The sequence below is a fragment of the Streptomyces sp. WM6386 genome (genome assembly GCF_000972385.1).
In the GTDB taxonomy this organism is placed as follows: domain Bacteria; phylum Actinomycetota; class Actinomycetes; order Streptomycetales; family Streptomycetaceae; genus Streptomyces.
Genome location: NZ_JXTE01000008.1, coordinates 69,567 through 92,740, shown reverse-complemented (window position 1 = coordinate 92,740; position 23,174 = coordinate 69,567). Strand labels below are relative to the sequence as shown.

The window sequence follows — 23,174 nt, the reverse complement described above, 5'->3', positions numbered from 1 at the left end:
GCTCGCACGCGACGGGCCCCGAACGCCCTACGGCTATTCCGACTTGATGGCCGTCAGCATGTTCAGCCGGGACGCGCGCCGGGCCGGCCACAGGGCCGCCAGGACGCCGACCGCCGCCGCGCCGAGCAGGAAGAGGGTCATCCGTCCCCAGGGCAGGACGAGTTCGTACGTCGCCATCCTGGCGCCCAGCAGCTCGCCGGCCGCCCAGCCGAAGAAGACGCCCAGGCCGATCCCGAGCACCCCGCCGAACAGGGAGATCACCAGGGACTCCAGACGGACCATCCGCTTGATGCCCTTGCGGTCCAGGCCGATCGCGCGGAGCATGCCGATCTCCTGGGAACGCTCGAAGACCGACATGGCCAGGGTGTTGATGACACCGAGGATCGCGACGATCACCGCCATGGCGAGCAGGCCGTAGAGCATGTTCAGCATCAGCGTGAACATCTGCGCGATGTCGTCGGACAGGTCCTGCTTGCTCTGGACCTTGATGGCCGGGTTGGTGCCGAGGGCCTTCTCCAGCTTGTCCTTCGTCGCGCTCGTCGCGCCGTCGGACGTCTTCACCATGACCATCATGTCGGCGGTGTCCGACAGATGCGGGGTGAGCGTGGCGTTGTCGAGGAGGACGCCGCTGAAGAACTCGTTGCCCTCGTAGACCCCGGCGACCGTCAGCTTCTGCTTCCTGCCGTCCTCGTAGGCGACCGTGAAGCTCGAACCGGCCTTCCAGCCACGCTGCCTGGCACGATCGGAGTCCACGACGACCTGCGTGCCGCCCACCCTGAAGGCACCGTCGTCGACCTTGAGATCGGTGAGCTTGCCGAACGAGGCTCCGTTGACGCCGGTCAGGTACTCCGTCTCGCCGCTGATGCGCGAGGGGGAGTTGCGCATCGGGCTGATCTCGGTGACGTCGTCGACCCGGGTCAGCTCCTTCGCGACGTCCGGCGAGAGCTCGTTGCCGTTCGCCATCGACACGACGTAGTCCGCGCGGATCGCCGACGACGCCATCTTGTCGATCGACTTCTGCAGACTGCCCGCCATCACCGTCATACCGGTGATGAGGGTCAGGCCGATCATCAGCGCGGAGGCGGTGGCAGCGGTACGACGGGGGTTGCGGACCGAGTTCTGACGGGCCAGCTTGCCCGCCGTGCCGAAGATCCGCAGGACCGGCGCGGCGGCCGCGATCAGCGGGCGGGACAGCAGCGGGGTCAGGATGAACACACCGATGATCAGCAGGACGGCGCCGAGGCCCATCGGGGCCTGACCGTCCGAGCCCTGCATCGTGGTGGCCGCCAGGACGACCGCGACGCCGGCGCCGCTGAAGAGGGCGCCCAGGGTGTTGCGCAGCACCAGCGACTTGGTGGTGGCCTGCGCGTGCACGCTGCTCATCGCGGCCACCGGCGGGATCTTCGCGGCCCGACGGCCCGGCAGCCACGCCGCCAGCATGGTGATGAGGACACCGACCGCCAGGGCGGTGGCGACCGTGCCGCCGGAGATGATCAGCGGACCGTCGGGGACGGTGGCGCCCAGGGTGCCCATCAGCGACCGGAGCCCGGCGCCGATGCCGATGCCCGCGACCAGACCGGTCACCCCGGCGACCGTGCCGACCACGAACGCCTCGATCAGCACCGACCGCGTGACCTGCCGGCGCGAGGCGCCGACGGCCCGCAGCAGCGCGAGTTCCTTGGTGCGCTGGGCGACCAGCATGGTGAAGGTGTTGGCGATGATGAACGTGCCGACGAAGAGCGCGATGCCCGCGAAGACCAGCAGACCCTGCTTCAGCCCGGCCATCGACGCGGAGATCATCTCGGCCTGGTCGTCGGCGAGTTGCCGCCCCGTCGTGGTCTCCACGAGGTTCATCGGCAGGGCCTTGTCGAGGGCGGCCTTCAGCGCGGTCTGGGAGGTGCCGGAGGCGGCCTTCACGTCGATCTGGTCGTACGTGCCCGTCTTGCCGAACAGCGTCTGCGCGGTCGCCGTGTCGAACAGGGCGAGGCTGCCGCCGGCGGCGACATTGCCGTCGTCGGTGGTGAAGATGCCGGTGATCTTCGGCGCGAGGACCGGCCCGTCGACGGAGATCCGGACCGTGTCGCCGACCTTGTAGCCGGCGCGCTCGGCGGTCTCGGAGTCGATGGCGACCTGGTTCGCGCCGTGCGGTGCCGCACCTTCCTTGAGCGGGTACCGCGGGTCCTTGTCGCCCCAGTAGTTCCCGCCCTGCGACTGGAAGCCGCCGCCGATGAGCTTGCCGTCCTTGTCGGCGATGGCGGTGAAGCCGTTGACGACACCGATGGCCGAGGCGGCCCCGTCGGTCTTCGCACTGGTGTCGAGCAGTGCCTGGGTGAGTTCGGGGGTCTTGCCGACCTTGTCGCCCTTGCTCTCCTGGTAGTTGGGCTGCACGGCCACGTCAACCTGGTCGAAGCCCTTGGCCGAGCTGTTCTGGTAGGCGTTCGAGATGGTGCTGGTGAAGACCAGCGTCCCGGACACGAAGGCCACGCCGAGCATCACGGCGAGCACCGTCATGAGGAGCCGGGCCTTGTGCGCGAGGACGTTGCGCAGGGCGGTGCGGAACATCAGGAGGTACGGCCCTTCGCGTCGAACTCGGGGGTCTGGGGCCGCGCGGCGGAGCCGCTGGTGTCAGCGCCCCCAGGAAAGAGGCGCATGAAGTCCAGGACCCTCTCCGCGGTCGGCCGGTACATCTCGTCCACGATCCGCCCGTCGGCGAGGAAGACGACCCGGTCCGCGTACGCGGCGGCGACCGGGTCATGGGTCACCATCACCACGGTCTGCCCCAACTCCCGTACGGAGTTACGGAGAAAACCCAGCACCTCGGCGCCGGAGCGCGAGTCGAGGTTTCCGGTGGGCTCGTCACCGAAGATGATGTCGGGCCTGGAGGCGAGGGCACGGGCGACGGCGACGCGCTGCTGCTGGCCGCCGGAGAGCTGGGAGGGCCGGTGGGAGAGGCGGTCCTTCAGCCCCACCATCTGGATCACCGAGTCCAGCCACTGCTTGTCCGCCTTACGGCCCGCGATGTCCATGGGGAGCGTGATGTTCTCCAGCGCGGTCAGCGTCGGCAGCAGGTTGAACGCCTGGAAGATGAAGCCGATCTTGTCCCGGCGGAGCTTGGTGAGCTGCTTGTCCTTGAGGGAGCCCAGTTCGATGTCGCCGATGCGCACGGACCCGGAGGAGAACGTGTCCAGTCCGGCCACGCAGTGCATCAGCGTGGACTTGCCGGACCCCGACGGGCCCATGATCGCGGTGAACTCGGCCTGCCGGAAGTCGACGGAGACCCGGTCGAGGGCGACCACCTGGGTCTCGCCCTGTCCGTAGATCTTCGACAGATCCGTGGCGCGAGCGGCCACGGTGGTGGCTCGGCCGGCGATGGGAGTGGTGGTCACGGGTGGGCGCTCCTGACGGGACGACGACATGTTCGGGGGACGTGAACCATCGTCTCGGCACCCCGCCGCCGTGTAGTCAGCCGCTGTTCCGGTTCCGGGGGGCGACTTCCGGCTGACCGCGCCCGGCCGTGTCATACCTGGGGATGACGGGAGCCCGTGAGCGCGGGCCGCGTCGAGAACAGGTGGAGCCCCCTTGTTCGGGCGGTGAAATTCCGTCATTCCGCATGCGCGGCCGACCGTCGCGCGTAAGGCTATTGGCAAGTGCGGATGGCCCGTTCCACGGGCTGATGCACCCTCAGGCATCAATAAAATAAGACAACATCGGTCCGCCCGTCCGCTGTTCGGAGGATGTATCCCGATAGGCTCGAACCTCGACGCGGAGCCCATGGCCTGCCCGGATGGTGGAATGCAGACACGGCGAGCTTAAACCTCGCTGCCCCTCGCGGGCGTACCGGTTCAAGTCCGGTTCCGGGCACCTCCGACCTTTTCAGGACCCGTAGGCAGACACCGCTTCCCGTGGGGTCCTTCCTTCAGCACATCGCGACAGGGCGAGGGCGGTACGGGCCCCCGCGAACCCGCCCGGGCGTTCTGCCCCCGCACCGACCGTTGACACAGGGCGCCGCCCGTCGCAGACTCGCGAGAGCAACTTGGTGAAGGAAATTTCACTATACGAACTCGACGAACAGCGGCAATGACGCCCACCGAAGGGAACGACCGATGCGCACCACCGTCGGCATCATCGGAGCAGGCCCCGCCGGCCTCCTCCTCGCCCGGCTGCTCCACCACGCCGGCATCGACTCGGTCGTCCTCGAAAGCCGCGACCGCTCCTACGTCGAGCAGCGGCAGCGGGCCGGGATCCTGGAGCAGGGGACCGTGGACGTGCTGCGGGCGGCCGGGGCCGGGGAGCGGATGGACAGGGAGGGGCTGCGGCACGACGGGATCGAGCTGCGGTACGACAGGAAGCGGCACCGGGTGGACTTCCCGGTCCTCACCGGTGGGCGGTCCGTGATGGTCTACGCGCAGACCGAGGTGTGCAAGGACCTCATCGCCCTCCAGCTCAAGGAGGGCGGGCCGCTGCTCTTCGAGGCGGAGGCGCTGGCCGTGGAGGGGGCCGACGGCGACAGGCCGGGCATCCGGTTCCGGCACGAGGGGCGCGAGGACGTACTCGAGTGCGAGTACGTCGTCGGGTGCGACGGATTCTGGGGGATCGCCCGCAAGGCGATCCCCGAAGAGCTGACCCGGGTCTTCGAGCGGACGTACCCCTTCGGCTGGCTCGGCATCCTCGCCGACGTCCCGCCCTCCCACGACGAACTGGTCTACGCCCGCCACGACCGCGGTTTCGCCCTGCTGTCCATGCGCTCGCAGTCTGTCTCCCGGCTCTACCTCCAGGTGCCCGAGGGGGCCGACGCGGAGGGCTGGGGCGACGAGGAGATCTGGGACGATCTGGAGCGGCGCTTCGAGACCGACGACGACTGGCGGCTCCAGAGGGGCCCCATCACCCAGAAGTCCGTCACGCCCATGCGGTCCTACGTCCATGAGCCCATGCGGCACGGCCGGCTCTTCCTCGCCGGGGACGCCGCCCACATCGTGCCGCCGACCGGGGCGAAGGGGCTGAATCTCGCCGTAGGGGACGTCGTCACCTTCGCGCGGGCGCTGACGCATGAGAAGGAGACGGGGTCCACCGAGCTCCTCGACGCCTACTCCGAGACCTGTCTGGGCCGCGTCTGGCAGGCCGAGCGGTTCTCGTACGACATGACGACGCTGCTGCACCGGGCCCCCGACGCCACCCCCTTCGAGGACCGGCTCCAGGTGGCGCGGCTGGAGCGGATCGCCTCGTCCGAGGCCGCCGAGACCGATCTGGCCGAGGGGTACACGGGGTTCCCGTTCGGGTGAGTGATCTCCGCCCGGTCGCGGCGATGTACCGGCTTGGTCATGAACCCGCCCCTCCGTGGCCGGGAATCAGCGGGCCGCGTAGCGTGTTGGCCAGCACAACAAGGGAAAGATCCTCCCCAAGCATTAGGGTCAATCCTTTGCCTACCTATTACTCTTGAGCCAAGGCCCGCAACAGTGGCCATGGAGGAGTGAAATGAGGAGCAGCAACCCGGTCTTCTCGCGACGGGGGTTCAGCCGCGACAACGGCTACGCGGGCTTCAATGCCCAGCCGCAGGCCGGGGGCGCCGCCGTAGGCACGCAGGGCAACCCCTACGCGCAGGGCAACCCGTATGCCCAGCCGCAGGCGGACCCCCACGCGCAGAACCCGTACGCGCAGAATCCCTACGCCCAGCAGGACCTGCAGCACGGCGCACCGCCGCAGGCCCCGGCCACCACCGGCCGGATGACGATGGACGACGTCGTCCTTCGCACCGGCACCACCCTCGGCATCCTGGTCGTCACGGCCGCGGTCGCCTGGGCGGCCCTGCCGGTCGACGACGCCAACATCGGCCGGTCGTACGGCATCGCCATCGGCGCCGCCCTGATCGGCATGGTCCTGGCGCTCGTCCAGTCCTTCAAGCGCAAGGCCTCGCCCGCGCTGATCGTCTCGTACGCGGCGTTCGAGGGTGTCTTCCTCGGCGTCGTCTCCAGCGTCGTCGACAACCGCATCGCCAGCGGTGCGGCCATGCAGGCCGTGATCGGCACACTCGCGGTCTTCGCCGCGGTCCTGGTGGCGTACAAGGCGGGCTGGATCCGCGTCAACCGCCGGTTCTACGGTTTCGTGATGGCGGCCGCGCTCGGCTTCGTCCTGCTGATGATGGTGAACCTGCTGTTCGCCGCCTTCGGCGGCGGTGACGGCCTCGGCTTCCGCAGCGGTGGCCTCGGCATCGTCTTCGGCATCATCGGCGTCCTGCTCGGTGCGTGCTTCCTGGCCCTCGACTTCAAGCAGGTCGAGGACGGCATCGCCTACGGTGCCCCGCGCGAGGAGGCCTGGCTGGCGGCGTTCGGTCTGACGATGACGCTGGTCTGGATCTACCTCGAGTTCCTCAGGCTGATCGCGATCCTCAACAGCAGCGACTGACGCACTCCGCGTGCGCGAAGGGGCCCCGGGTTCTCCCGGGGCCCCTTCGTCGTCTGGGTGAGGTGCGTGCGCGCGCCTAGAGGAGGTTGCGCGCGGCCCTCCTCAGGTCGTACTCGTGGATGAGAGCCTTCGCGTGGCCGTAGGCGAGGTTGTGTTCGTGGCGGAGCCAGCTGACCTTTTCCTCGAAGCGGAAGAGAGAGGGGCCTTCTTCGACGGTGCGGAGCCAGTCGGACACTTCACGACCGGTGCAATGGGGGATGCGGGCGAGCAGATTGCGGTGGGTCTCCTCGGAGAGGACGTGGGACATCGGCGCCTCCGGACGCAAAGGGGATGTAAGCCGGTCCTTCAGGTCACCGTGCCTGAGCGTTCGCCCGTTGGCAACAGTCCCGGTGCGGCGCGTACGGTGTCGCCGTGGCCGATACAGCGCGTTTGACGCAAGCCGTGGATCACTTCGCCGACCGGTTGAGGGCAGCCCCCCAGAGCCGGTTGCAGCGGGGCGCTGCCACTGAGGCTCTGCGGTTGGCCAGGGAGTTGGCACGTCAGGCGCAGCTTCTCGAGGATCCCTCGGGAGAGCCTCGGGAGATGCCGGATGCGGGGATGTTCGCGGCCGCGGACCAAATCACCGTCGCTGTGCATGACTTGGCCCTCGTACTTACGGACGAGGGCCAGGTCGATGAGGCTGTGCAGTTGGTCGAGGAGGCGCAGAAGCGCGCCGGGGTCTGAGCTAGAGGCTCGCTATGACCCTGTCGGCCAGGATGTAGACGTTCTCCTCGCCGCACGCGAAGGTCAGGGTGTACGCGCCCGACACTCCCGAACCGCCCAGCAGTATCGGGGTCTCGCCCGCCGTCAGGGCCGCCGAGAGGCGCTCCGCCGTCTCCCGGTGACCCGGGGTCATGCAGAGCGTGGTGCCGTCGGCGAAGACATAGACGTCGAGGGTGCCCAGCGGGCCCGGGCGGACGTCGGCCAGTTCCACGCGACCGGAGGCCAGTTCCTCGAGGGTGGCCACCGTGCGCTCATGGTCGTTCACCACCGGCGACTGCACCGGGACGAAGTCCGGGTGGGAGGGGTGGCGGCGGCGGGCCGCGGCCAGCTCCGGGGAGTCCCCGGCGAACTCGTCGATGTCGGACGTCTGCTCGGAGACCGGCTCCAGCGGCTCCAGGCCCGCGAAATCGGCCTGGCGGGGCAGGAACAGCTCACTGTCGGGCAGGCCGAGCAGGGTCGGCGCGTCGGAGGCGTCACGGGCCTCCTGGGCGGCCCAGAACGCCCGCGCCTCGGCGAGCTCCCGCTCCCGCTCCTCGGCGAGGGCCTCGGCCACGGCGGCCCGTATCTCAGCGGCGTCGGCGGAGTGGCGGGCGGCCGGCACGAGACCGCGCGCGGCGGTCGCGTTCGTCCTGGCAAGCTCGGTGTGCAGGGCCGCGACCTGGCGGCGCAGCTGCATGAGGGTGCGCAGGACGGCGACGGCCACGGCGCCCGTGGCGGCCGTGGTGACCAGCAAGGCGATCGGCATGGCGCTCACTGACGTACTCCCGGTTCAAAGTCGACCCCCGACTTCCTACATCAGCTTGAAGGGCGGACTATCCCGCTGTCAGTGCGTAACGTCACGAAACGGGCAGGACTTTGGGCCCGGAGTTTAGTGTGAGAACGACTCTGACCTGCGTAAATCCCTTCGCGAAGGGAGATAGGTCACATCCTGGGGGAGATTGGATCACAAAACGGCCCAGAACCCTGGTGGTTCAAGGGTTCTGGGCCCGAGGCTCACGCGGGGTGCCCGTGGGATCACGGGCAGTTGGTCAGCTGAGGCGCTCGATGACCATCGCCATGCCCTGGCCGCCGCCGACGCACATCGTCTCCAGGCCGAACTGCTTGTCGTGGAACTGGAGGGAGTTGATGAGCGTGCCGGTGATGCGGGCGCCGGTCATGCCGAAGGGGTGGCCGACGGCGATGGCGCCGCCGTTGACGTTCAGCTTGTCCAGGTCGATGCCGAGCTCGCGGTAGGAGGGGATCACCTGGGCGGCGAACGCCTCGTTGATCTCGACCAGGTCGATGTCGTCGATGGTGAGGCCGGCGCGGCGCAGGGCCTGGTTGCTCGCCTCGACCGGGCCGAGACCCATGATCTCGGGGGACAGGCCCGAGACGCCGGTCGACACGATGCGGGCGAGCGGGGTGAGGCCGAGCTCGCGGGCCTTGGTGTCGGACATGATGACGACCGCGGCGGCGCCGTCGTTGAGCGGGCAGCAGTTGCCGGCGGTGACGAGTCCGTCGGGGCGGAAGACGGGCTTGAGGCCGCCGACGGCCTCCAGGGTGACGCCGGCGCGCGGACCGTCGTCCTTGCTGACCACCGAGCCGTCGGGAAGCGTCACCGGGGTGATCTCGCGCTCCCAGAACCCGTTCTTGATGGCTTCCTCGGCGAGGTTCTGGGACCGTACGCCGAACTCGTCCATGTCCTGGCGGGTGACGCCCTTGATGCGGGCGAGGTTCTCGGCGGTCTGGCCCATCCCGATGTAGGCGTCCGGTACGAGGCCGTCCTCGCGCGGGTCGTGCCAGGTCGTGCCCTCCTGCTGGGCGACCTCGACCGTGCGGGCCTCGGCCTCGGCGAAGAACGGGTTGTGCGTGTCCGGGAGGCTGTCGGAGTTGCCCTTGGTGAAGCGGGAGACCATCTCGACACCGGCCGAGATGAAGACGTCGCCCTCGCCGGCCTTGATGGCGTGCAGGGCCATGCGGCTCGTCTGCAGCGAGGAGGAGCAGTAGCGGGTGACCGTACAGCCGGGGAGGTGGTCCATCCCCATCTGTACGGCGACGATGCGGCCGAGGTTGTTGCCCTGCTCGCCGCCGGGGAGGCCGCAGCCGAGGTGCAGGTCGTCGATGTCCCTGGGGTCCAGCTCCGGGACCTTGGCCAGGGCCGCCTGGATGATCGTGGCGGTGAGGTCGTCCGGGCGGAGGTCCTTGAGGGAGCCCTTGAAGGCGCGGCCGATGGGGGAGCGGGCGGTCGAGACGATCACTGCTTCGGGCATGACGACTCCATTGGCGTTACGGGGTTCTTCGGGCAGGGCTGGTTGGGAAGTTACCCGTACGTATGGGCGAGGTCACGGGTATGGGGGTGTGACCCTGACCGCAGTTTACTAAGCGCTTGCTTTTCTCGCCCTCTGCCGGGCGGGATCAAGGCTGTGCCGGGGTTCGCTCCGGTTCCGTCACCGATACGCGGCGGCGCTTCCTGCGCTTCAGCAGGGCCCAGGGTCCCTTCGGGCCCGTCGGCATCGCTGCTGTTACCTCGGTGCCGGGTTCCGCCACTGCCTCCGCGGCTGCTCGGGCGACCGGGAGGAAGCCCTCGCGGCGGGAGACGTCCGGGCGCTCTTCCTCCGCCGGCCAGAGGCCCAGGGTCGCGCAGACCGTGGGGAGGACCGCCATGGCCGCGGTCGCGTAGCCCTCCGCCGAGGGGTGGTAGTTGTCCGGGCCGAAGAGCTCGCGGGGGTTCGCCGCGAACTCCGGGCCCAGCAGGTCGCCCAGCGACACCGTGCGGCCACCCTGCTCGACCGCGCCGATCGTCTGGGCGGCCGCCAGCTGGCGGGAGGCCCGGCGGGCAAGCCAGCGCAGGGGCTGCTGCACCGGTTCGATCGAGCCGAGGTCGGGGCAGGTGCCGACCACCACCTCCGCGCCCGCCGTGCGCAACCGGCGCACCGCCGCCGCCAGATGGCGGACCGACTGGGTCGGCGCGATGCGGTGCGTCACGTCGTTCGCGCCGATCATGATCACGCAGACGTCCGGCAGCCGACCCGGGTCCGCGAGGATCAGCGCCACCTGGCGGTCCAGGTCGTCGGAGCGCGCGCCGGGGTTCGCCACGTTGCGCAGCTCCACCGGGCGTTCCGCCACCGCCGCCAGCCCCGACGCCAGCAGCGCCCCGGGCGTCTGGCCCGAGCGGTGCACGCCCTGGCCGGCGGCCGTGGAGTCGCCCAGCATCGTCAGCCGCAACGCGGGTTCACCCGGCGTGGCGTACGCGATGCCGTACAGGCCCTGCGCGTTCGGCACATGCGGCGACGAACCGTTGCCCACCTGCCGCTTGGCCAGCCGCACCTCCGCCAGCAGCAGCCCCACGGCCGCCGCACCCACCAGACCGATCCCGCCGCCGCCGTACGCGGCGCCGGCCGCGATCCGCCGGGCCACCCTCGCCCTCGACATGCTGGTCATACGTCGCCGCCACCTCCGTGCTAGCCGTACAACCACTCCTTGCCCCGTACCGGCGGTCGTCCAATCTCAACGGCGAGTGAACGACCGCTCCGGGCTTTAGGCTGGCGGAACCACTAAGACCACATCTTTTGCAGCATCCGGAGACAACGGTGCAATTCCACGACTCGATGATCAGCCTCGTCGGCAACACCCCGCTGGTGAGACTCAACAACGTCACCAAGGGCATCCAGGCCACCGTCCTGGCCAAGGTGGAGTACTTCAACCCGGGCGGGTCCGTGAAGGACCGCATCGCCCTGCGCATGATCGAGGCGGCGGAGGAGAGCGGCGCACTCAAGCCCGGCGGGACGATCGTCGAGCCGACCAGTGGCAACACCGGGGTCGGCCTTGCCATCGTGGCCCAGCAGAAGGGGTACAAGTGCATCTTCGTGTGCCCCGACAAGGTGAGCACCGACAAGATCAATGTGCTGCGGGCCTACGGGGCCGAGGTCGTCGTCTGCCCCACCGCCGTCGACCCCGAGCACCCGGACTCGTACTACAACGTCTCCGACCGGCTCGTCCGTGAGACTCCCGGTGCGTGGAAGCCCGACCAGTACTCCAACCCCAACAACCCCCTCTCCCACTACCACTCCACCGGCCCCGAGCTGTGGGAGCAGACGGAGGGGAAGATCACCCACTTCGTCGCGGGTGTGGGAACGGGCGGCACCATCTCCGGCACCGGCCGCTATCTGAAGGACGCCAGCGACGGCAAGGTGAAGGTCATCGGCGCCGACCCCGAGGGGTCCGTGTACTCCGGCGGGTCCGGGCGGCCGTATCTCGTCGAGGGCGTCGGTGAGGACTTCTGGCCGACCGCCTACGACCGGACCGTGGCCGACGAGATCGTGGCCGTGTCCGACAAGGACTCCTTCCAGATGACCCGCCGCCTGGCCAAGGAGGAGGGGCTGCTGGTCGGTGGTTCCTGCGGTATGGCTGTCGTGGCGGCGCTGCGGGTGGCCGAGGGGCTGACCGAGGACGATGTGGTCGTGGTGCTGTTGCCGGACAGCGGGCGCGGGTACCTCTCGAAGATCTTCAACGACGAGTGGCTGGCGTCCTACGGATTCCTCGAGGAGTCGGAGCCGACCGCGAGCGTCGCGGACGTCCTGAGGTACAAGGCGGGCGCCATCCCCAGCCTGGTCCACATGCACCCGGAGGAGACGGTCGGCCAGGCCATCGAGGTGCTGCACGAGTACGGGGTCTCACAGATGCCGGTGGTCAAGCCGGGGGCCGGCCACCCCGATGTCATGGCAGCGGAGGTGATCGGCTCCATCGTCGAACGGGACCTCCTGGACGCCCTGTTCACCCAGCGCGCCACCCTCACCGACCCGCTGGAGAAGCACATGTCGTCGCCTCTGCCGCAGGTGGGATCCGGTGAGCCGATCGAGGACCTCATGGCGGTCCTGGGCCGTGCGGACGCCGCCATCGTGCTGGTCGAGGGCAAGCCGACCGGAGTGGTGACGCGTCAGGACCTCCTCGCCTACATGGCGCGCGCCGCTCAGTGAGGCGTGGGGCGACGCGACCGTTCTCACGGGCCGTTTCCCGCCCCGAGGCCCGGGTCCGGCCGGGACCCTGACGGCCTTCCTCGCCGAAGGCGGGAAGTGACGGTGAACCTCCGGTGAACCGGTGGTGCGGCAGGCGGACTTCCGTTTGCCTACCGAAGTGGTGGACTTCGCGGAAGTGGTACGAGCGCGTCACGTCCGCGCAGCACACGCTTAACACGGGTCGGGCACATTAGTGGATGTCGGCAGGGCGGGAGCGGCTCCCCGCCCCGGCCGGCACCAAAACGGCGTCACAGGACCTCCGGAGCGGCTCCCGGACCTCCACAGACGCCTGGACGCGAGGCCCGGCCCTGCCCGGTCAGCGTCCCTCGCGGGGACCGCCGTCGTCCCGCCCCCCGGCAACGGGGGTGCGGCGGTCCCCGCGAATAGCCTTTTCCGGGACCCTCTCAACGCACCTCGGCGGAAGCCCAACTCCCCAGCAGCGCCAGCCTCTCCGCCGTCTCCGACCCCGGCTCCGGTGTGTAGACCAGCAGCGTCAGATCCCCGTCACTCGGCAGGGTCAGGCTCTCGTACGGGAAGACCAGCCGGCCCGCGACCGGGTGCTGGACACGCTTCACGCCGAAGGCGCACTCCCTGACCTGGTGGTCGGCCCACAGGCGGCGGAAGTCCTCGCTCTTGAGGGAGAGTTCGCCGACGAGCGCGGTCAGCTGCCGGTCGTTCTGGTGGTGGCCGGCCTGGACCCGCGCTGGACGCGGCCGTGGAGCGGATCCATGCCGCCTTCGGGGCTGTCGACCTGGTCGTGAACTCGGCGGGTGTCATGCTGCCGAACCCCGTCGACGACGGGCGGGCCGACGAGTGGCAGCGGATGATAGACACCAATGTCACCGGGGTGCTGCGGATGATCCGGGCCTTCACCGCGGATCTGGTGGGCGCCGCCGCCGAGGGGCGGACCGCGGACCTCGTGAACATCTCGTCCATCGGTGCCCACGTCACGTTCCCCAACTACGCGGTGTACGGGGCCACCAAGGCCGCGCTGACCTATCTCTCCCAGTCCCTGCGGGGTGAGTTCGGGCCGCGCGATGTGCGGGTCACCAACGTCGAGCCGGGGCTGACGCAGACCGAGCTCGCCTCGCACATCGACAGCGGCGGGCTGCGGGAGCAGCTCGGCGGGATGGTCGACGCGGTGGGCACGCTGTCGGCCGAGGAGGTGGCCGACGTCGTCGCGTACGTCACCAGCCGTCCCCGGCACGTCAACCTGCGGCAGATCATGGTGCTGCCGACCCGGCAGGCGTGAGGCCGCCGGCCCCGGTCAGTCCGCCCAGTCGTCGCCGTCCTTGTGCCGGCGGCGGTGGTGGCGGCCGCTGAAGATCTCCGGGTTGCTGCGGACGGCCTGGAAGGCGTTCACCCCGACGATGCCGGCCCAGGCGACCAGGAGGCCCGGGAGGTGGGCGATGCCGCCGCCGATCGCGGACAGCGGGATCGCCAGGACCATGGAGACGATGCCGAAGCCGAACCGCTCCCCCCAGGAGTCCGTGGGCTTCGGTGACCGGGAGCCCCGGGCCACCACCATCTGCTGCTCGGCCATCTGCCGGCGCACCCGGCGCTCCACCGCGCCGTCGATGCGCTGGTCGACCTTCTCGAGGAAGGAGTCGACCAGCGCGGACTCGTACTCCTCGCCCAGTTCCCTGCGGGCCTGCAGGGTGGCGTCGAGTTCCTTCTTCAGGTCGGCGTCCCGCGCGTCCATTCCGCTCATGGATTCCAAGTTAGGCAGCGCCGACGCCCGCCGCACTGGGGATACCCCCCGTGTTGATGGTCGGGTTCAGCCCCTCGGTCAGCTCAGCCCGTGCTGTGTCGCGTACGCGTTCGCCACGTCCTCCGGGTCCTTCTTGTCCTTGTCGACCTGGCGGTTGAGCTCGGTGAGCTGGGCCGTGGTGAGGACGTTGCCGAGGCGGGCGAGGGCCTTGCGGACCGTGGAGTCGGCCTTGCGGTCGGCGATGAGAGGGACGACGTGCTGACCGGGGACGAGGTTCTTGGGGTCGGTCAGCACCACCCAGTCGTTGGCCTGGATGTCGGTGTCCGTGGTGAAGAGGTTCGCGACGTCCACGTCGCCCTTCTTCAGGGCGCCCTTGACCAGCGGTCCTGAGGAGTCCAGCGACTTGAACTCCTTGAACTCGACGCCGTACACGTCCTTCAGTCCTACGACACCCACCTGGCGCTTCTTCACCTCCGGTGCCGCGCCGATGACCAGCTTGCCGTTCTGCTTCCGCAGGTCGGCGAGGGAGGTCAGGCCGTACTTCCTCGCCGTCTCCCGGGTGACGACGAAGGCGTCGGAGTCCTCGGCCATGCCGTACGGCAGCACCTGGAGCCCGGCGGGGAGCGCGACGGCGAGGGCGTTCTGCATCGCGCCCTCCTCGGTGGCCGTCGCCTTCGGGTCGAGGTAGTGCAGGAGGGCGCCCTGGTACTCGGGCAGCAGGTCGATGTCGCCGCCCCTGAGGGCGGGGATGAGGATCTCGCGGGTGCCGAGGTTGGGGCGGACCTTCACCTTCACGCCGGCCGCTTCCAGGACGGCCGCGTAGAGGTAGCCCAGTACCTGGTTCTCGGTGAAGTTGGCGGTGCCGATGGTGACTCCGCTCTTGCTGGAGCCGCCACCACCACCGGTGCCGGCGCCTTCGCCGTCGAGGGAGGTGATGCCGCCCGCGCAGGCGGTCAGGGCGGGGACGGAGGCCGCTGCGAAGAGGCCGCCGAGGAGAGTGCGTCGGTTCATCGAGGGGTCCCTAGGCAGTGCGGTGGCGGAAGAGGAAGCGCTGGAGGCCGGACAGGGCCAGGTCCAGGACCACGGCGATCGCGGCGACCAGCACCGCGCCGCCGAGCACCTGTACGAGGTCGCGCTGGGCCAGACCGTCGAAGACATAGCGGCCGAGGCCGCCGAAGGAGACGTACGCGGCGATGGTCGCCGTGGCGACGACCTGGATCAGCGCCAGGCGCAGGCCCGTCATGACCAGGGGCAGCGCGAGCGGCAGCTCGACCTGGAACAGGACCTGGTGGCCGCGCATGCCCTGGCCGCGGGCGGCGTCGCGGACGTCCGGGTCGACGGCCGTCATCCCGGCGTAGGTGTTGGTGACGATCGCCGGGACCGCGAGGGCGACCAGGGCGACGTACACCGGCAGCATCGACAGTCCGCCGGCCAGGAAGACCAGCACGACCAGGCCCACGGTCGGCAGTGCGCGGCCGAAGGACGCGAGGTTGATCGCGACGAAGGTGCCCTTGCCGGTGTGGCCGATCAGCAGGCCGAGGGGGAGGCCGATCGCGGCCGCGATGAGGGTCGCGAGGAGCGAGTACTGGAGGTGCTCGGCGAGGCGGTGGGCGATGCCGTCCGAGCCGGACCAGCTCGCGCCGCTGGTCAGCCATGTGCCGAGGTTCTTGAAGAGTTCGTACATCAGGCTCGCCGCCTCTTCCACGGGGTGAGGACGTACTGGAGGGCGACCAGCAGGGCGTCCGCGACCACCGCGAGGAGGATGGTGAGGACCACGCCCACGATCACCGGGGTCGGGAAGTTGCGCTGGAAGCCGTCGGTGAAGAGCTGGCCGAGGCCGCCGTCGCCGATGTAGGTCGCGACGGAGACGAGGGAGATCGACATGACCGTCGCGATGCGGACGCCCGCCATGATCACGGGGAGCGCGAGCGGCAACTCGACGGTGAGGAGCGTGCGCAGCGGGCGCGTGCCCATCGCCTTCGCCGCCTCCTTGGTCTTCGCGGGGACCGAGTCGAGGCCCTCGACGGTGTTCCGGAGCAGCACGACCAGCGTGTAGACGGTCAGACCGATCACGGTCGTGGTGCGGGTGAGGCCGCTGACCGGCAGCAGGAGCACGAAGATCGCGATCGACGGGATCGTGAACAGGACGTTCGAGACGCCGAGCAGGAAGCCGCGCAGGGGCCGGATCCGGTGGGCGATCACCGCGAGGGGCAGTGAGATCAGGACGCCGAAGAAGACGGCGCTGAGGGCTGCTTGCAGATGGGAGATCGTGAGGGTGGTGAGGTCGTCGGTGTGGTCGCCGATCCATGACCAGTCGATGGTCATGCGGTCACCACCCTGGCCTCGCTGTGCGCCTGGCCGGCGTGCTCGTGGATGTCGTCGCGGGAGGAGACGCCGGTGAGGACGCCCGTCGCGTCGACGCGGGCTATCAGGCCGGTGGGGGAGGCGATGGACTCGTTGAGCGCCGCCAGCAGGGAATCGTTGTCGGTCAGCGGCCGTACGGGGATCTCGGCGTCCTTCGTGGCCCAGTGCAGGGGCTTGTTTGCCGCGTCGAGGACGAGGGACCACGTGCCGCCCTCGGGTGCCGGGCCCTGCGGGACGTCCGCCAGGGTCTTCAGCGAGAGCAGCTTCAGGCCGCGCTCGGCGCCGAGGAAGTCGGCCACGAAGTCGTCGGCGGGGCGGGCGAGGAGTTCGGCGGGGCCGGCGCACTGGACGAGGTGGCCGCCGGTGCGGAAGACGGCGATGCGGTCGCCGAGCCGGACCGCTTCGTCGATGTCATGGGTGACGAAGACGATGGTCTTGCCCAACTCCTTCTGGAGCCGCAGGAGTTCGTCCTGGAGCTGGGTGCGCACGACGGGGTCGACCGCGCCGAACGGCTCATCCATGAGCAGGACCGGCGGGTCGGCGGCGAGGGCGCGGGCCACGCCGACGCGCTGCTGCTGGCCGCCGGAGAGCTGGTGCGGGTAGCGGCGGCCGGCGTCCGGTGCGAGACCCACGGTCTCCAGGAGCTCGGCGGCGCGGGCGCGGGCCTTCCTGCGGCCGTGGCCGAGGAGGAGCGGCACGGTGGCGATGTTGTCGAGCACCGTGCGGTGCGGGAAGAGGCCGGCCTGCTGGATGACGTAGCCGATGGAGCGGCGCAGCTCGGCCGCGTCCTGGTCGGTGATGTCCTTGCCGCCGACCTTGATGGTGCCGGAGGTCGGCTCGACCATCCGGTTGATCATTCTGAGGGTGGTCGTCTTGCCGCAACCGGAGGATCCGACGAGGACGGTGACACCGCCTTCCGGCATGTCGAGGGTCAGGTCGTGCACTGCTGTCGTGCCGTTGGGGAAGCGCTTGTGGACCGCGTCGAACTGGATCATGAGATGTCCCTTGCCCGGCTGTATAACGTCATGCAGAGTTCTCTGTAGCTGAATAACTTGTCAACGGGTTGATGTAAATCCGACGTAACGGATGACCGGCAGGCAAGATCGCGTGTCCGGATTGAGGGGAGTTTGGGCCTTATGTCGTCTCGGATCGTGGACGCGGCCAGTCCTGTGCATACCGGTCTGGTGGTCCTCGACGGGATCGGACTCGGCGTCACGGACGTCGTGCGGCTCGCCGACGGGGCCGCGCGGCCGGTGCCCGGGACCGATGCGATGAAGCGGGTGACCGAGTCCTGGGACGCCGCCCGGCAGATCGCCGCGACCGGACGCGTCTACGGCCGCTCCACCGGCGTCGGCGCCAACCGGAATGAGTCCGTGCCCACCGAGGCGGCCGCCGAGCACGGGCTGCGGCTGTTGCGCAGCCATGCCGGGGCGATCGGGGAGGAGCTCCCGGCGAGGCAGGTCCGCGCGATGCTCGCCGTCCGTGCGAACCAGCTGCTGGCCGGCGGCGCGGGTCTGCGACCGACCGTGGTCACCGCGCTGTGCGAGGCGCTGGAGAGCGGGGCGTATCCGGTCGTCAACGAGTTCGGCTCAGTGGGCACCGGGGACATCGCCGCGCTGGCACAGGTGGGGCTGGCGCTGGCGGGGGAGCACCCGTGGCGGGGAGGGGCGGGAGCGGGCGGGGGCCCTGCCGGCACCTTCGGCGGCTCCGGTGCGGGCGGAACCTCCGGCGGGCCCGGCGTGGATGCCTCCGGTGGGGCGAGCCTGACCGGCGCTTCCGTAGGGTTCGGCGCCGGCACTTCCGGCGGGCCGAACGCGGGTGGTTCCGGCCCGGCAGGACTGGAGGGTTCCGGCGGGCGAGGCTCTGAGGGCTCCGGCGGGCCGGGCGTCGCCGGTGGCGGTGGTGGCGGTGGTGCGGGCGGCCCTGGCCGGGCAGGCGTGGCGGGTTCCGGCGGGCTGGATGCGGACGCTCGTGGCGAGCGGGGCCCGGGTGCTGCCGGCGGCTCGGGCTCGCGCGGTGGCTCCGGTGGGTCGGGGCTGCGCGGCAGCTCCGGTGGGCTCGGTGGGGGTGGGGCCAGGGAGCTGCGAGGTTCGGTCGGTGCGCCCGAGCCGCAGCTTCTCGACAACAACGATGCCCTCGCCTTCATCAGCAGCAACGCCCTCACCCTCGGCCAGGCCGCCCTCGCCCTGCACGAGCTGCGGGGGCTGCTGGAGGCCACGCAGGTCGTCGGGGCGCTGTCCCTGCTCGCCGTGGACGGGTCGCACGAGGCGTACGCGGCGCCCGTGCACGCCGCCCGGCCGCACCGGGGGTCCTCCGAAGTCGCCCGGCGGATGCGGGAGTTGATCGGCGCCGACGAACGGCCCACCCCGCCGCTCGGGCGGATCCAGGACCCGTACGGCTTCCGGTGTCTGCCCCAGATCCACGGTCCCGCCCATGACGCGGCCGACGCCCTGGAGGAGGTCGTCGCGATCGAGATCAACGCGGCCGCGGAGAACCCGCTGATCACCCCCGAGGACATGGCCGCCTACCACCACGGCGGCTTCTACCAGGCCCAACTCGCCCTCGCCCTGGACCACTTCAGACTGGCGCTGACGCAGGTCGCCCGGCTGTCGACGTCACGGCTCTCCACCCTCAACGAACCCGCCTACACCCGTCTGCGCCCCTTCCTCGCCGACCACGAACCCGCCTCCTCCGGCGTGATGATCCTGGAGTACGCCGCCGGCGCCGCCCTCGGCGATCTGCGGGCCTTCTCCGCACCCGCGTCGCTCGGGCACGCTGTACTCTCCCGAGGCGTCGAGGAACAGGCCAGCTTCGCCTCGCTCGCCGCCCGTCAGACACTGCGGGCGTGCGGTGCGTACCGTCTGGTGGTGGGCTGCGAACTCGTCGCCGCCGTACGGGCGCTGCGCCAGCGCGACCTCGGCCCCGACCCGGACCTCCCGGTGGGCCGCGCGCTGGAGCTCGCCATGGCGGTGCTCGACGAGGACCAGGCCGACCGGCCGCTCACGGACGACGTGAGGGCGGCGACCGCACTGCTCGACCGGTTCACGGACATCTGGAGGGGGAGCGAGTCATGAGCGCGGAGAAGGCCGCGGAGCAGGGTGGCGAACCGAGTGCCGAGCACGGTGGCGAGCCGAGTGCCGAGCGCGGTGGCGAGAACGCCACGGCCGTGACCGACAGCCCGGCCGCACGGCTCCAGGCGCTCTTCGAGGGGCACCGGCTCACCCCGACCCAGCGGCGCATCGCGCACAGCATGGTGCGGCGCGCCGCCGACGTGCCGTTCCTGTCCAGCGTCGAGCTGGCCGAGCTCGCCGGGGTCAGCCAGCCGTCCGTCACCCGCTTCGCGGTCGCCCTCGGCTTCGACGGCTACCCGGCCCTGCGCAAGCACCTGCGCGAGGTCGCGCCCGCCGAACAGAGCGCGGCCTCGGCGTCGTACAACGAATACCAGCAGGCCGTCGAGGCCGAGATCGAGAACCTCAGGCACCTGGCGGAGCTGCTCGCCGACCCGCGGCCCGTGCAGAAGGCCGGACGGCTGCTCGCGGCCTCGCGTCCGCTGCCGGTGCTGGGCCTGCGGGCGGCCGCCTCCCAGGCCTACGGCTTCGCGTACTTCGCCGCCAAGGTCCATCCGGACGTACGGCTGCTCCACGAGGGCGGCACGATGATCCACGACCGGATCGACGCCGCCGTCCGCGCGGGCGCCTCGACGCTGCTGTGCTTCGCGCTGCCCCGGCATCCGCGGGAGGTCGTGGACACCCTCGGGTACGCGAAGGAGGCCGGGCTGACCGTCGTCACCGTCGCCGACTCCGCGTTCGCGCCGGTCGCCAAGGTGTCCGACCTGCTGCTGCCGGCCGCCGTGGGCACCGGGCTCGCCTTCGACACCGCGTGCGCGCCGATGCTGCTCGGGCGGGTGCTGCTGGAGGCGATGTGCGACGACCTGCCGCAGGCGCAGGCCCGCCTCGAGGAGTTCGACGCGCGGGCGGCGGCGCGGGGTCTTTTCGTGGAATGACGCGGCTTTAAGACTCGTCTCACGTTCGCTCACTAGCCTGCGCGGCCGAAGGACTGTGCCGAAACGGCTGGGAGGCGGAACGTGGCACACGGAGATCGCAGAGCTCAAGGTCTGGCCCGGGTGGCCGTGGTCGTACGCGCCGGGGCCGCGCCACTGTGGTGGGCCGGGGTGTTCGCGGCCGGTGTGGGCGTCCTGGTGCCGGGGCTGACCGGGCGCCGGATCGGCGTCCTGGCGGGCGCGGCGCTGTTCATCATCGCGGCGGCCGTCGTGTCGTACCGCCGTCGGGGGCGCTACAGCGCCCTGACCCGCGGTGCCGCCCGCGCCGGCAAGCACGATGTGCTCCAGGACCGCGCGGTGACCGTACGGAACTGGCGCCGCGGCCACCGCTGGTGGCTGCTGCTCACCTTCGCGGCCGCGCTGGGCAGCTCCTTCGTCGTCCCCGCGGCGGGCGGCATGCTGCTCGCCGGGACCGGCGTGGGGCTGTGGCTGAAGGCCGCGTGGCTCGGGCGGCGCGAGCGGGCCGAGGACGCCCTGCTGTGGGTGCGGGTCGACTGGCTCGGCGCACGCGGCGGACGCCCGGCCGGCAAGGCGGTCAAGGCCTACCGCGGCACCGGCATCGCGGCGGGCGACGCGGCCCCGGGCGGGGCGCGCCGCCGCGCCGCGGCACTGGTCTGAGCCTCAGACCTCCAGGTCCTCCTCGATCTTGCGCAGCTGATGGCGGGCCATCGCCAGGTTGGAGCGCTTGGCGTCCAGGACCAGGTAGATGAACAGTCCGTTGCCGCCGCGACCGCTGATCAGACGGAGCAGGTGGTACTGGTCGGAGAGCGTGATCAGGATGTCCTCGATCTGCCCCTTGAGTCCCAGGTGCTCCATGGTGCGCATCTTGGCGCGCACGACATCGGTGTTCCCGGCGGCCGCGACGTTCAGGTCGAAGCTCTTGCTGCCGCCCATCGTGCCGAGCGCCATACCGCTGGTGTAGTCCACGAGGGCGACTCCGGTCGCGCCCTCGATGGAGGCGAGAGCTTCCTTCAGACAGGTTTCGGTGTTGGCCATGGTGGTGTGCCCCTCTACTCGGGTTCAACTTTCCGTGGATGTGCGCGCGTTGGTGGTACGTGGCGTGCGCGCCGTTCTCGTTCGTGGGGTGCCGGTCCGGGTGGGTGCCCGGGCCGGTTTCGCGGGCGTCTCGACGGGGGCCCGGGAGTCGACGAGCTCCCCGATGCGGGCACTGGCGCGACGGCCCTCCAGATGCAGCCGCCCGACGCTCACGCCGTCCTGGGCGAGCAGGGTGAGGACCGCCGTGCGACCCGCCGAGTACGTCGACACATAGCCGTAGGCCCCCCGCACCAGCAGTTCGCGGAAGTCGCCCTGCCCGGTCGCGTCGGCCAGCCGTACGGCGACACCGAGCGCGGCGGCGGTCAGCGCGGCCATGCCCTCGGGCTCGACACCGGGCGTGTCCTGGGCGATGACGAGTCCGTCCACGCTCGCCGCCAGGGCGCCGGTGAGGTGCGGCACCCGGCTTCTCAACCGGCGCAGCTCGTCCAGGATTTCGGGTTCGGCCGCCATCAGGTCTCTCCTCTCGGCGCGTGCCCGCTGCCGCTCAAAGAGACTCCAGCGCATCCCTGAGCCTCTTCAACAACGTGATGTCGGGATCGGCAACCCTCAACGGGTCAGTCATGGCCGCATCGGAGGGGCGTTGCGGGCCGCGGGTGGCCAGGGGTATCGGCGTGCCGTGGCGCGTGGGGCCCGGTCCGCGGGGGGTGGCGGCCGGGTCGCGGGTCACGACCCCGGCCGCCGCCAGCCGCCGTACGTCCACCAGGGTGTGGAACGCCGGGCGGCCCAGCCGGTGGGCGATGTCCGACGCCGCGCGGACGCCGTCGACCAGGCGCAGCACCGCACGCTGGCGGGCCGTGAGGCCGGGGGCGGCGAGGGCGTCGGCGGGCAGCAGCGGCGCCTCGTCCGTCGTGGGGTCGGGCCAGATGCGGTGCAGCAGGTCGCGGCGGCGCAGCGTCTCGTGCTCCAGGGCGGCCACGGTGACCGGGTGCACGGCACCGAGACGGCCGGTACCCGTGTACCGGAAGCGGCCCGGGCTGCTGCTGGGCGCCAGCGCGAAGTAGGCGGCGTCGTACAGCGCCTCCAGGTGACACAGCTCCAGCGCGCCCCGGGTGAGCCGGCCGCGCCCGGCCAGCAGGAGACCGGCGCCCGGAGCGCCGTCGGCCTCGGCGACCGCCTGGCTCCAGGTGTCCGCGTCGAGCGTGCCGTGGGCCGTGAGGAGCACGTCGAGGCCCGGCGCCGACGGGCTCTCGGCGTGCACCACCCGGCCCTCGGCCAGATGCAGGGTGCCGCGCTCGCGCACGAGGACACCGGTGGCCCGCTCGGCGGCGAGCCGGGTCAGCATCGGTGAGACGCCGCCCCACGCCCGGTCGCGGGCCTCCGCCTTGTCCCGCACCGGCAGCCTGGGCGGCGGTGGGGTCCTGACCGTCGTCATCCGAGCACCAGCCGTCCGGTCATCTCACCGAGGCGGATCCGGGCCAGCGCGAGGTTGCCCTCCACGCGGGCCAGCCAGAGATGCAGGAAGACGCTGCTGTCGAAGGACGTCCGGACGAAGCACAGGACGTGGTAGCTGTCCCGGTTGCTGATGATGACGTCCTCGACCGGTGGGTCGGCGGCCTCGTCCGCCGGGTCCTCGGGGTCATCCGGGGCGAACGCCCGGTGTTCGGCGGCCAGTCGGGCCAGCTCGGCCGCCTCCGCGGCGGCCGCCTCGTGGTCGCCGCCCGGTGACTCCCCGGCGGTGCCCAGGGCCAGCCCGCTCGTCCAGTCGACCAGCGCGGCGCCCCGGGCACCGGGTAGTTGCATGGCTTCCAGCAGACACTCGTCGATTCCGGGCACCGCGGTTCCCCTCCCGCATGGGGTTCGGCTGAGTGACGCCGAAACTACGCAGGGT

General features: G+C 70.7%; 22 protein-coding genes, 1 tRNA gene and 2 pseudogenes. 9 read left to right on the top strand and 16 right to left on the bottom strand.

Annotation, left to right across the window (positions count from 1 at the left end; translation table 11 throughout):
- Nucleotides 1-33: 33 nt before the first annotated feature.
- Together TN53_RS07225 and TN53_RS07220 are read right to left on the bottom strand one after the other, a co-directional pair.
- On the bottom strand, nt 34-2,562 hold the full coding sequence (locus TN53_RS07225) for an ABC transporter permease (protein WP_046257549.1): 2,529 nt from the start codon (nt 2,560-2,562) through the stop codon (nt 34-36).
- On the bottom strand, nt 2,562-3,386 hold the full coding sequence (locus tag TN53_RS07220; protein WP_046257548.1) for an ABC transporter ATP-binding protein: 825 nt from the start codon (nt 3,384-3,386) through the stop codon (nt 2,562-2,564). Before TN53_RS07220 ends, TN53_RS07225 begins: the two co-directional genes overlap by 1 nt.
- Before the next feature lie 392 nt (nt 3,387-3,778).
- Here TN53_RS07220 and TN53_RS07215 point away from each other — a divergent pair.
- From TN53_RS07215 to TN53_RS07205, 3 genes are all read left to right on the top strand, one after another.
- Nucleotides 3,779-3,861, top strand: a tRNA-Leu gene (locus TN53_RS07215).
- A 242-nt stretch (nt 3,862-4,103) separates the two neighbouring features.
- Nucleotides 4,104-5,279: a 4-hydroxybenzoate 3-monooxygenase gene (locus tag TN53_RS07210; RefSeq protein WP_046257547.1), complete on the top strand. Its 1,176-nt coding sequence runs from the start codon at nt 4,104-4,106 to the stop codon at nt 5,277-5,279.
- A 193-nt stretch (nt 5,280-5,472) separates the two neighbouring features.
- Entirely contained in the window at nt 5,473-6,399 is a 927-nt protein-coding gene (locus TN53_RS07205) for a Bax inhibitor-1/YccA family membrane protein (protein WP_046257546.1), read from the top strand.
- Nucleotides 6,400-6,475: 76 nt separating this feature from the next.
- Here TN53_RS07205 and TN53_RS07200 read toward each other — a convergent pair whose 3' ends face one another.
- Nucleotides 6,476-6,706: a DUF4287 domain-containing protein gene (locus tag TN53_RS07200; RefSeq protein ID WP_046257545.1), complete on the bottom strand. Its 231-nt coding sequence runs from the start codon at nt 6,704-6,706 to the stop codon at nt 6,476-6,478.
- 134 nt (nt 6,707-6,840) lie between these two features.
- Here TN53_RS07200 and TN53_RS07195 point away from each other — a divergent pair, with 134 nt between their 5' ends.
- Nucleotides 6,841-7,122 carry a hypothetical protein gene (locus TN53_RS07195; RefSeq protein ID WP_046257544.1) on the top strand — a complete coding sequence of 94 codons (282 nt, stop codon included), beginning with the start codon at nt 6,841-6,843 and terminating at the stop codon, nt 7,120-7,122.
- A gap of 1 nt (nt 7,123) precedes the next feature.
- Here TN53_RS07195 and TN53_RS07190 read toward each other — a convergent pair whose 3' ends face one another.
- The 3 genes from TN53_RS07190 to TN53_RS07180 all read right to left on the bottom strand — a co-directional run bounded on the left by TN53_RS07190 (nt 7,124) and on the right by TN53_RS07180 (nt 10,581).
- On the bottom strand, nt 7,124-7,906 hold the full coding sequence (locus TN53_RS07190) for a hypothetical protein (protein ID WP_199924529.1): 783 nt from the start codon (nt 7,904-7,906) through the stop codon (nt 7,124-7,126).
- A gap of 283 nt (nt 7,907-8,189) precedes the next feature.
- Nucleotides 8,190-9,410, bottom strand: a complete 1,221-nt coding sequence (locus TN53_RS07185; protein ID WP_046257542.1) for an acetyl-CoA C-acetyltransferase — start codon at nt 9,408-9,410, stop codon at nt 8,190-8,192.
- Between the two features lie 145 nt (nt 9,411-9,555).
- A complete protein-coding gene (locus TN53_RS07180; RefSeq protein ID WP_046257541.1) occupies nt 9,556-10,581 on the bottom strand; it encodes an SGNH/GDSL hydrolase family protein in 1,026 nt (341 codons plus the stop codon).
- A 149-nt stretch (nt 10,582-10,730) separates the two neighbouring features.
- Here TN53_RS07180 and TN53_RS07175 point away from each other — a divergent pair, with 149 nt between their 5' ends.
- Nucleotides 10,731-12,116 carry a cystathionine beta-synthase gene (locus TN53_RS07175; RefSeq protein WP_046257540.1) on the top strand — a complete coding sequence of 462 codons (1,386 nt, stop codon included), beginning with the start codon at nt 10,731-10,733 and terminating at the stop codon, nt 12,114-12,116.
- Between the two features lie 443 nt (nt 12,117-12,559).
- Here the strand turns inward: TN53_RS07175 and TN53_RS44745 are convergent.
- Nucleotides 12,560-12,856: pseudogene (locus TN53_RS44745) on the bottom strand (transcriptional regulator); the annotation flags it as partial.
- Here TN53_RS44745 and TN53_RS07170 point away from each other — a divergent pair.
- A pseudogene (locus tag TN53_RS07170) lies at nt 12,856-13,407 on the top strand (SDR family oxidoreductase); the annotation flags it as partial. The pseudogenes TN53_RS44745 and TN53_RS07170 sit on opposite strands and share 1 nt — an antisense overlap.
- Nucleotides 13,408-13,422: 15 nt before the next feature.
- Here the strand turns inward: TN53_RS07170 and TN53_RS07165 are convergent.
- From TN53_RS07165 to TN53_RS07145, 5 genes are all read right to left on the bottom strand, one after another.
- Complete coding sequence (locus TN53_RS07165; RefSeq protein ID WP_046257539.1) at nt 13,423-13,857, bottom strand: membrane protein; 435 nt, start codon at nt 13,855-13,857, stop codon at nt 13,423-13,425.
- 87 nt (nt 13,858-13,944) lie between these two features.
- Entirely contained in the window at nt 13,945-14,877 is a 933-nt protein-coding gene (locus TN53_RS07160; protein WP_046257538.1) for an ABC transporter substrate-binding protein, read from the bottom strand.
- Nucleotides 14,878-14,887: 10 nt separating this feature from the next.
- On the bottom strand, nt 14,888-15,550 hold the full coding sequence (locus tag TN53_RS07155) for an ABC transporter permease (protein WP_046257537.1): 663 nt from the start codon (nt 15,548-15,550) through the stop codon (nt 14,888-14,890).
- Nucleotides 15,550-16,191, bottom strand: coding sequence for an ABC transporter permease (locus tag TN53_RS07150; RefSeq protein WP_046257536.1), 642 nt, complete (start codon nt 16,189-16,191; stop codon nt 15,550-15,552). The genes TN53_RS07155 and TN53_RS07150 overlap by 1 nt, the downstream gene beginning before the upstream one ends.
- The gene (locus tag TN53_RS07145) at nt 16,188-17,225 is read right to left on the bottom strand and encodes an ABC transporter ATP-binding protein (RefSeq protein ID WP_046257535.1); all 1,038 of its coding nucleotides are present in this window, start codon (nt 17,223-17,225) and stop codon (nt 16,188-16,190) included. The genes TN53_RS07150 and TN53_RS07145 overlap by 4 nt, the downstream gene beginning before the upstream one ends.
- A 141-nt stretch (nt 17,226-17,366) precedes the next feature.
- Between TN53_RS07145 and TN53_RS44740 the strand changes: the two genes are divergently transcribed.
- From TN53_RS44740 to TN53_RS07130, 3 genes are all read left to right on the top strand, one after another.
- Nucleotides 17,367-19,304 carry an aromatic amino acid ammonia-lyase gene (locus TN53_RS44740; protein ID WP_046257534.1) on the top strand — a complete coding sequence of 646 codons (1,938 nt, stop codon included), beginning with the start codon at nt 17,367-17,369 and terminating at the stop codon, nt 19,302-19,304.
- A complete protein-coding gene (locus tag TN53_RS07135; protein ID WP_234441523.1) occupies nt 19,301-20,233 on the top strand; it encodes a MurR/RpiR family transcriptional regulator in 933 nt (310 codons plus the stop codon). Before TN53_RS44740 ends, TN53_RS07135 begins: the two co-directional genes overlap by 4 nt.
- Nucleotides 20,234-20,314: 81 nt before the next feature.
- Complete coding sequence (locus tag TN53_RS07130) at nt 20,315-20,908, top strand: hypothetical protein (RefSeq protein ID WP_095046345.1); 594 nt, start codon at nt 20,315-20,317, stop codon at nt 20,906-20,908.
- 3 nt (nt 20,909-20,911) lie between these two features.
- Here the strand turns inward: TN53_RS07130 and TN53_RS07125 are convergent, their stop codons facing one another.
- Genes TN53_RS07125 through TN53_RS07110 form a run of 4 tightly spaced genes read right to left on the bottom strand, consistent with a single transcriptional unit; the run spans nt 20,912 to nt 23,119 of the window.
- Nucleotides 20,912-21,286 (bottom strand): hypothetical protein, encoded by a 375-nt coding sequence (locus tag TN53_RS07125; protein WP_046257532.1) that lies wholly within the window; start codon nt 21,284-21,286, stop codon nt 20,912-20,914.
- Between the two features lie 24 nt (nt 21,287-21,310).
- Nucleotides 21,311-21,796, bottom strand: a complete 486-nt coding sequence (locus TN53_RS07120) for a roadblock/LC7 domain-containing protein (protein WP_046257531.1) — start codon at nt 21,794-21,796, stop codon at nt 21,311-21,313.
- Nucleotides 21,797-21,830: 34 nt separating this feature from the next.
- Nucleotides 21,831-22,718 (bottom strand): hypothetical protein, encoded by an 888-nt coding sequence (locus TN53_RS07115; protein ID WP_046257530.1) that lies wholly within the window; start codon nt 22,716-22,718, stop codon nt 21,831-21,833.
- Entirely contained in the window at nt 22,715-23,119 is a 405-nt protein-coding gene (locus TN53_RS07110; RefSeq protein ID WP_046257529.1) for a hypothetical protein, read from the bottom strand. Before TN53_RS07110 ends, TN53_RS07115 begins: the two co-directional genes overlap by 4 nt.
- Nucleotides 23,120-23,174 lie beyond the last annotated feature (55 nt).

Excerpts from the sequence above, each read along its gene's own strand:
- TN53_RS07155 (WP_046257537.1), bottom strand. The coding sequence starts at position 15,550 with ATGTACGAACTCTTCAAGAACCTCGGCACATGGCTGACCAGCGGCGCG.
- TN53_RS07165 (WP_046257539.1), bottom strand. The coding sequence starts at position 13,857 with ATGGACGCGCGGGACGCCGACCTGAAGAAGGAACTCGACGCCACCCTG.
- TN53_RS07190 (WP_199924529.1), bottom strand. The coding sequence starts at position 7,906 with ATGCCGATCGCCTTGCTGGTCACCACGGCCGCCACGGGCGCCGTGGCC.
- TN53_RS07225 (WP_046257549.1), bottom strand. The coding sequence starts at position 2,562 with ATGTTCCGCACCGCCCTGCGCAACGTCCTCGCGCACAAGGCCCGGCTC.
- TN53_RS07185 (WP_046257542.1), bottom strand. The coding sequence starts at position 9,410 with ATGCCCGAAGCAGTGATCGTCTCGACCGCCCGCTCCCCCATCGGCCGC.
- TN53_RS07205 (WP_046257546.1), top strand. The coding sequence starts at position 5,473 with ATGAGGAGCAGCAACCCGGTCTTCTCGCGACGGGGGTTCAGCCGCGAC.
- TN53_RS07160 (WP_046257538.1), bottom strand. The coding sequence starts at position 14,877 with ATGAACCGACGCACTCTCCTCGGCGGCCTCTTCGCAGCGGCCTCCGTC.
- TN53_RS07210 (WP_046257547.1), top strand. The coding sequence starts at position 4,104 with ATGCGCACCACCGTCGGCATCATCGGAGCAGGCCCCGCCGGCCTCCTC.
- TN53_RS07180 (WP_046257541.1), bottom strand. The coding sequence starts at position 10,581 with ATGACCAGCATGTCGAGGGCGAGGGTGGCCCGGCGGATCGCGGCCGGC.
- TN53_RS44740 (WP_046257534.1), top strand. The coding sequence starts at position 17,367 with ATGTCGTCTCGGATCGTGGACGCGGCCAGTCCTGTGCATACCGGTCTG.
- TN53_RS07150 (WP_046257536.1), bottom strand. The coding sequence starts at position 16,191 with ATGACCATCGACTGGTCATGGATCGGCGACCACACCGACGACCTCACC.
- TN53_RS07115 (WP_046257530.1), bottom strand. The coding sequence starts at position 22,718 with ATGACGACGGTCAGGACCCCACCGCCGCCCAGGCTGCCGGTGCGGGAC.
- TN53_RS07200 (WP_046257545.1), bottom strand. The coding sequence starts at position 6,706 with ATGTCCCACGTCCTCTCCGAGGAGACCCACCGCAATCTGCTCGCCCGC.
- TN53_RS07120 (WP_046257531.1), bottom strand. The coding sequence starts at position 21,796 with ATGGCGGCCGAACCCGAAATCCTGGACGAGCTGCGCCGGTTGAGAAGC.
- TN53_RS07135 (WP_234441523.1), top strand. The coding sequence starts at position 19,301 with ATGAGCGCGGAGAAGGCCGCGGAGCAGGGTGGCGAACCGAGTGCCGAG.
- TN53_RS07145 (WP_046257535.1), bottom strand. The coding sequence starts at position 17,225 with ATGATCCAGTTCGACGCGGTCCACAAGCGCTTCCCCAACGGCACGACA.
- TN53_RS07125 (WP_046257532.1), bottom strand. The coding sequence starts at position 21,286 with ATGGCCAACACCGAAACCTGTCTGAAGGAAGCTCTCGCCTCCATCGAG.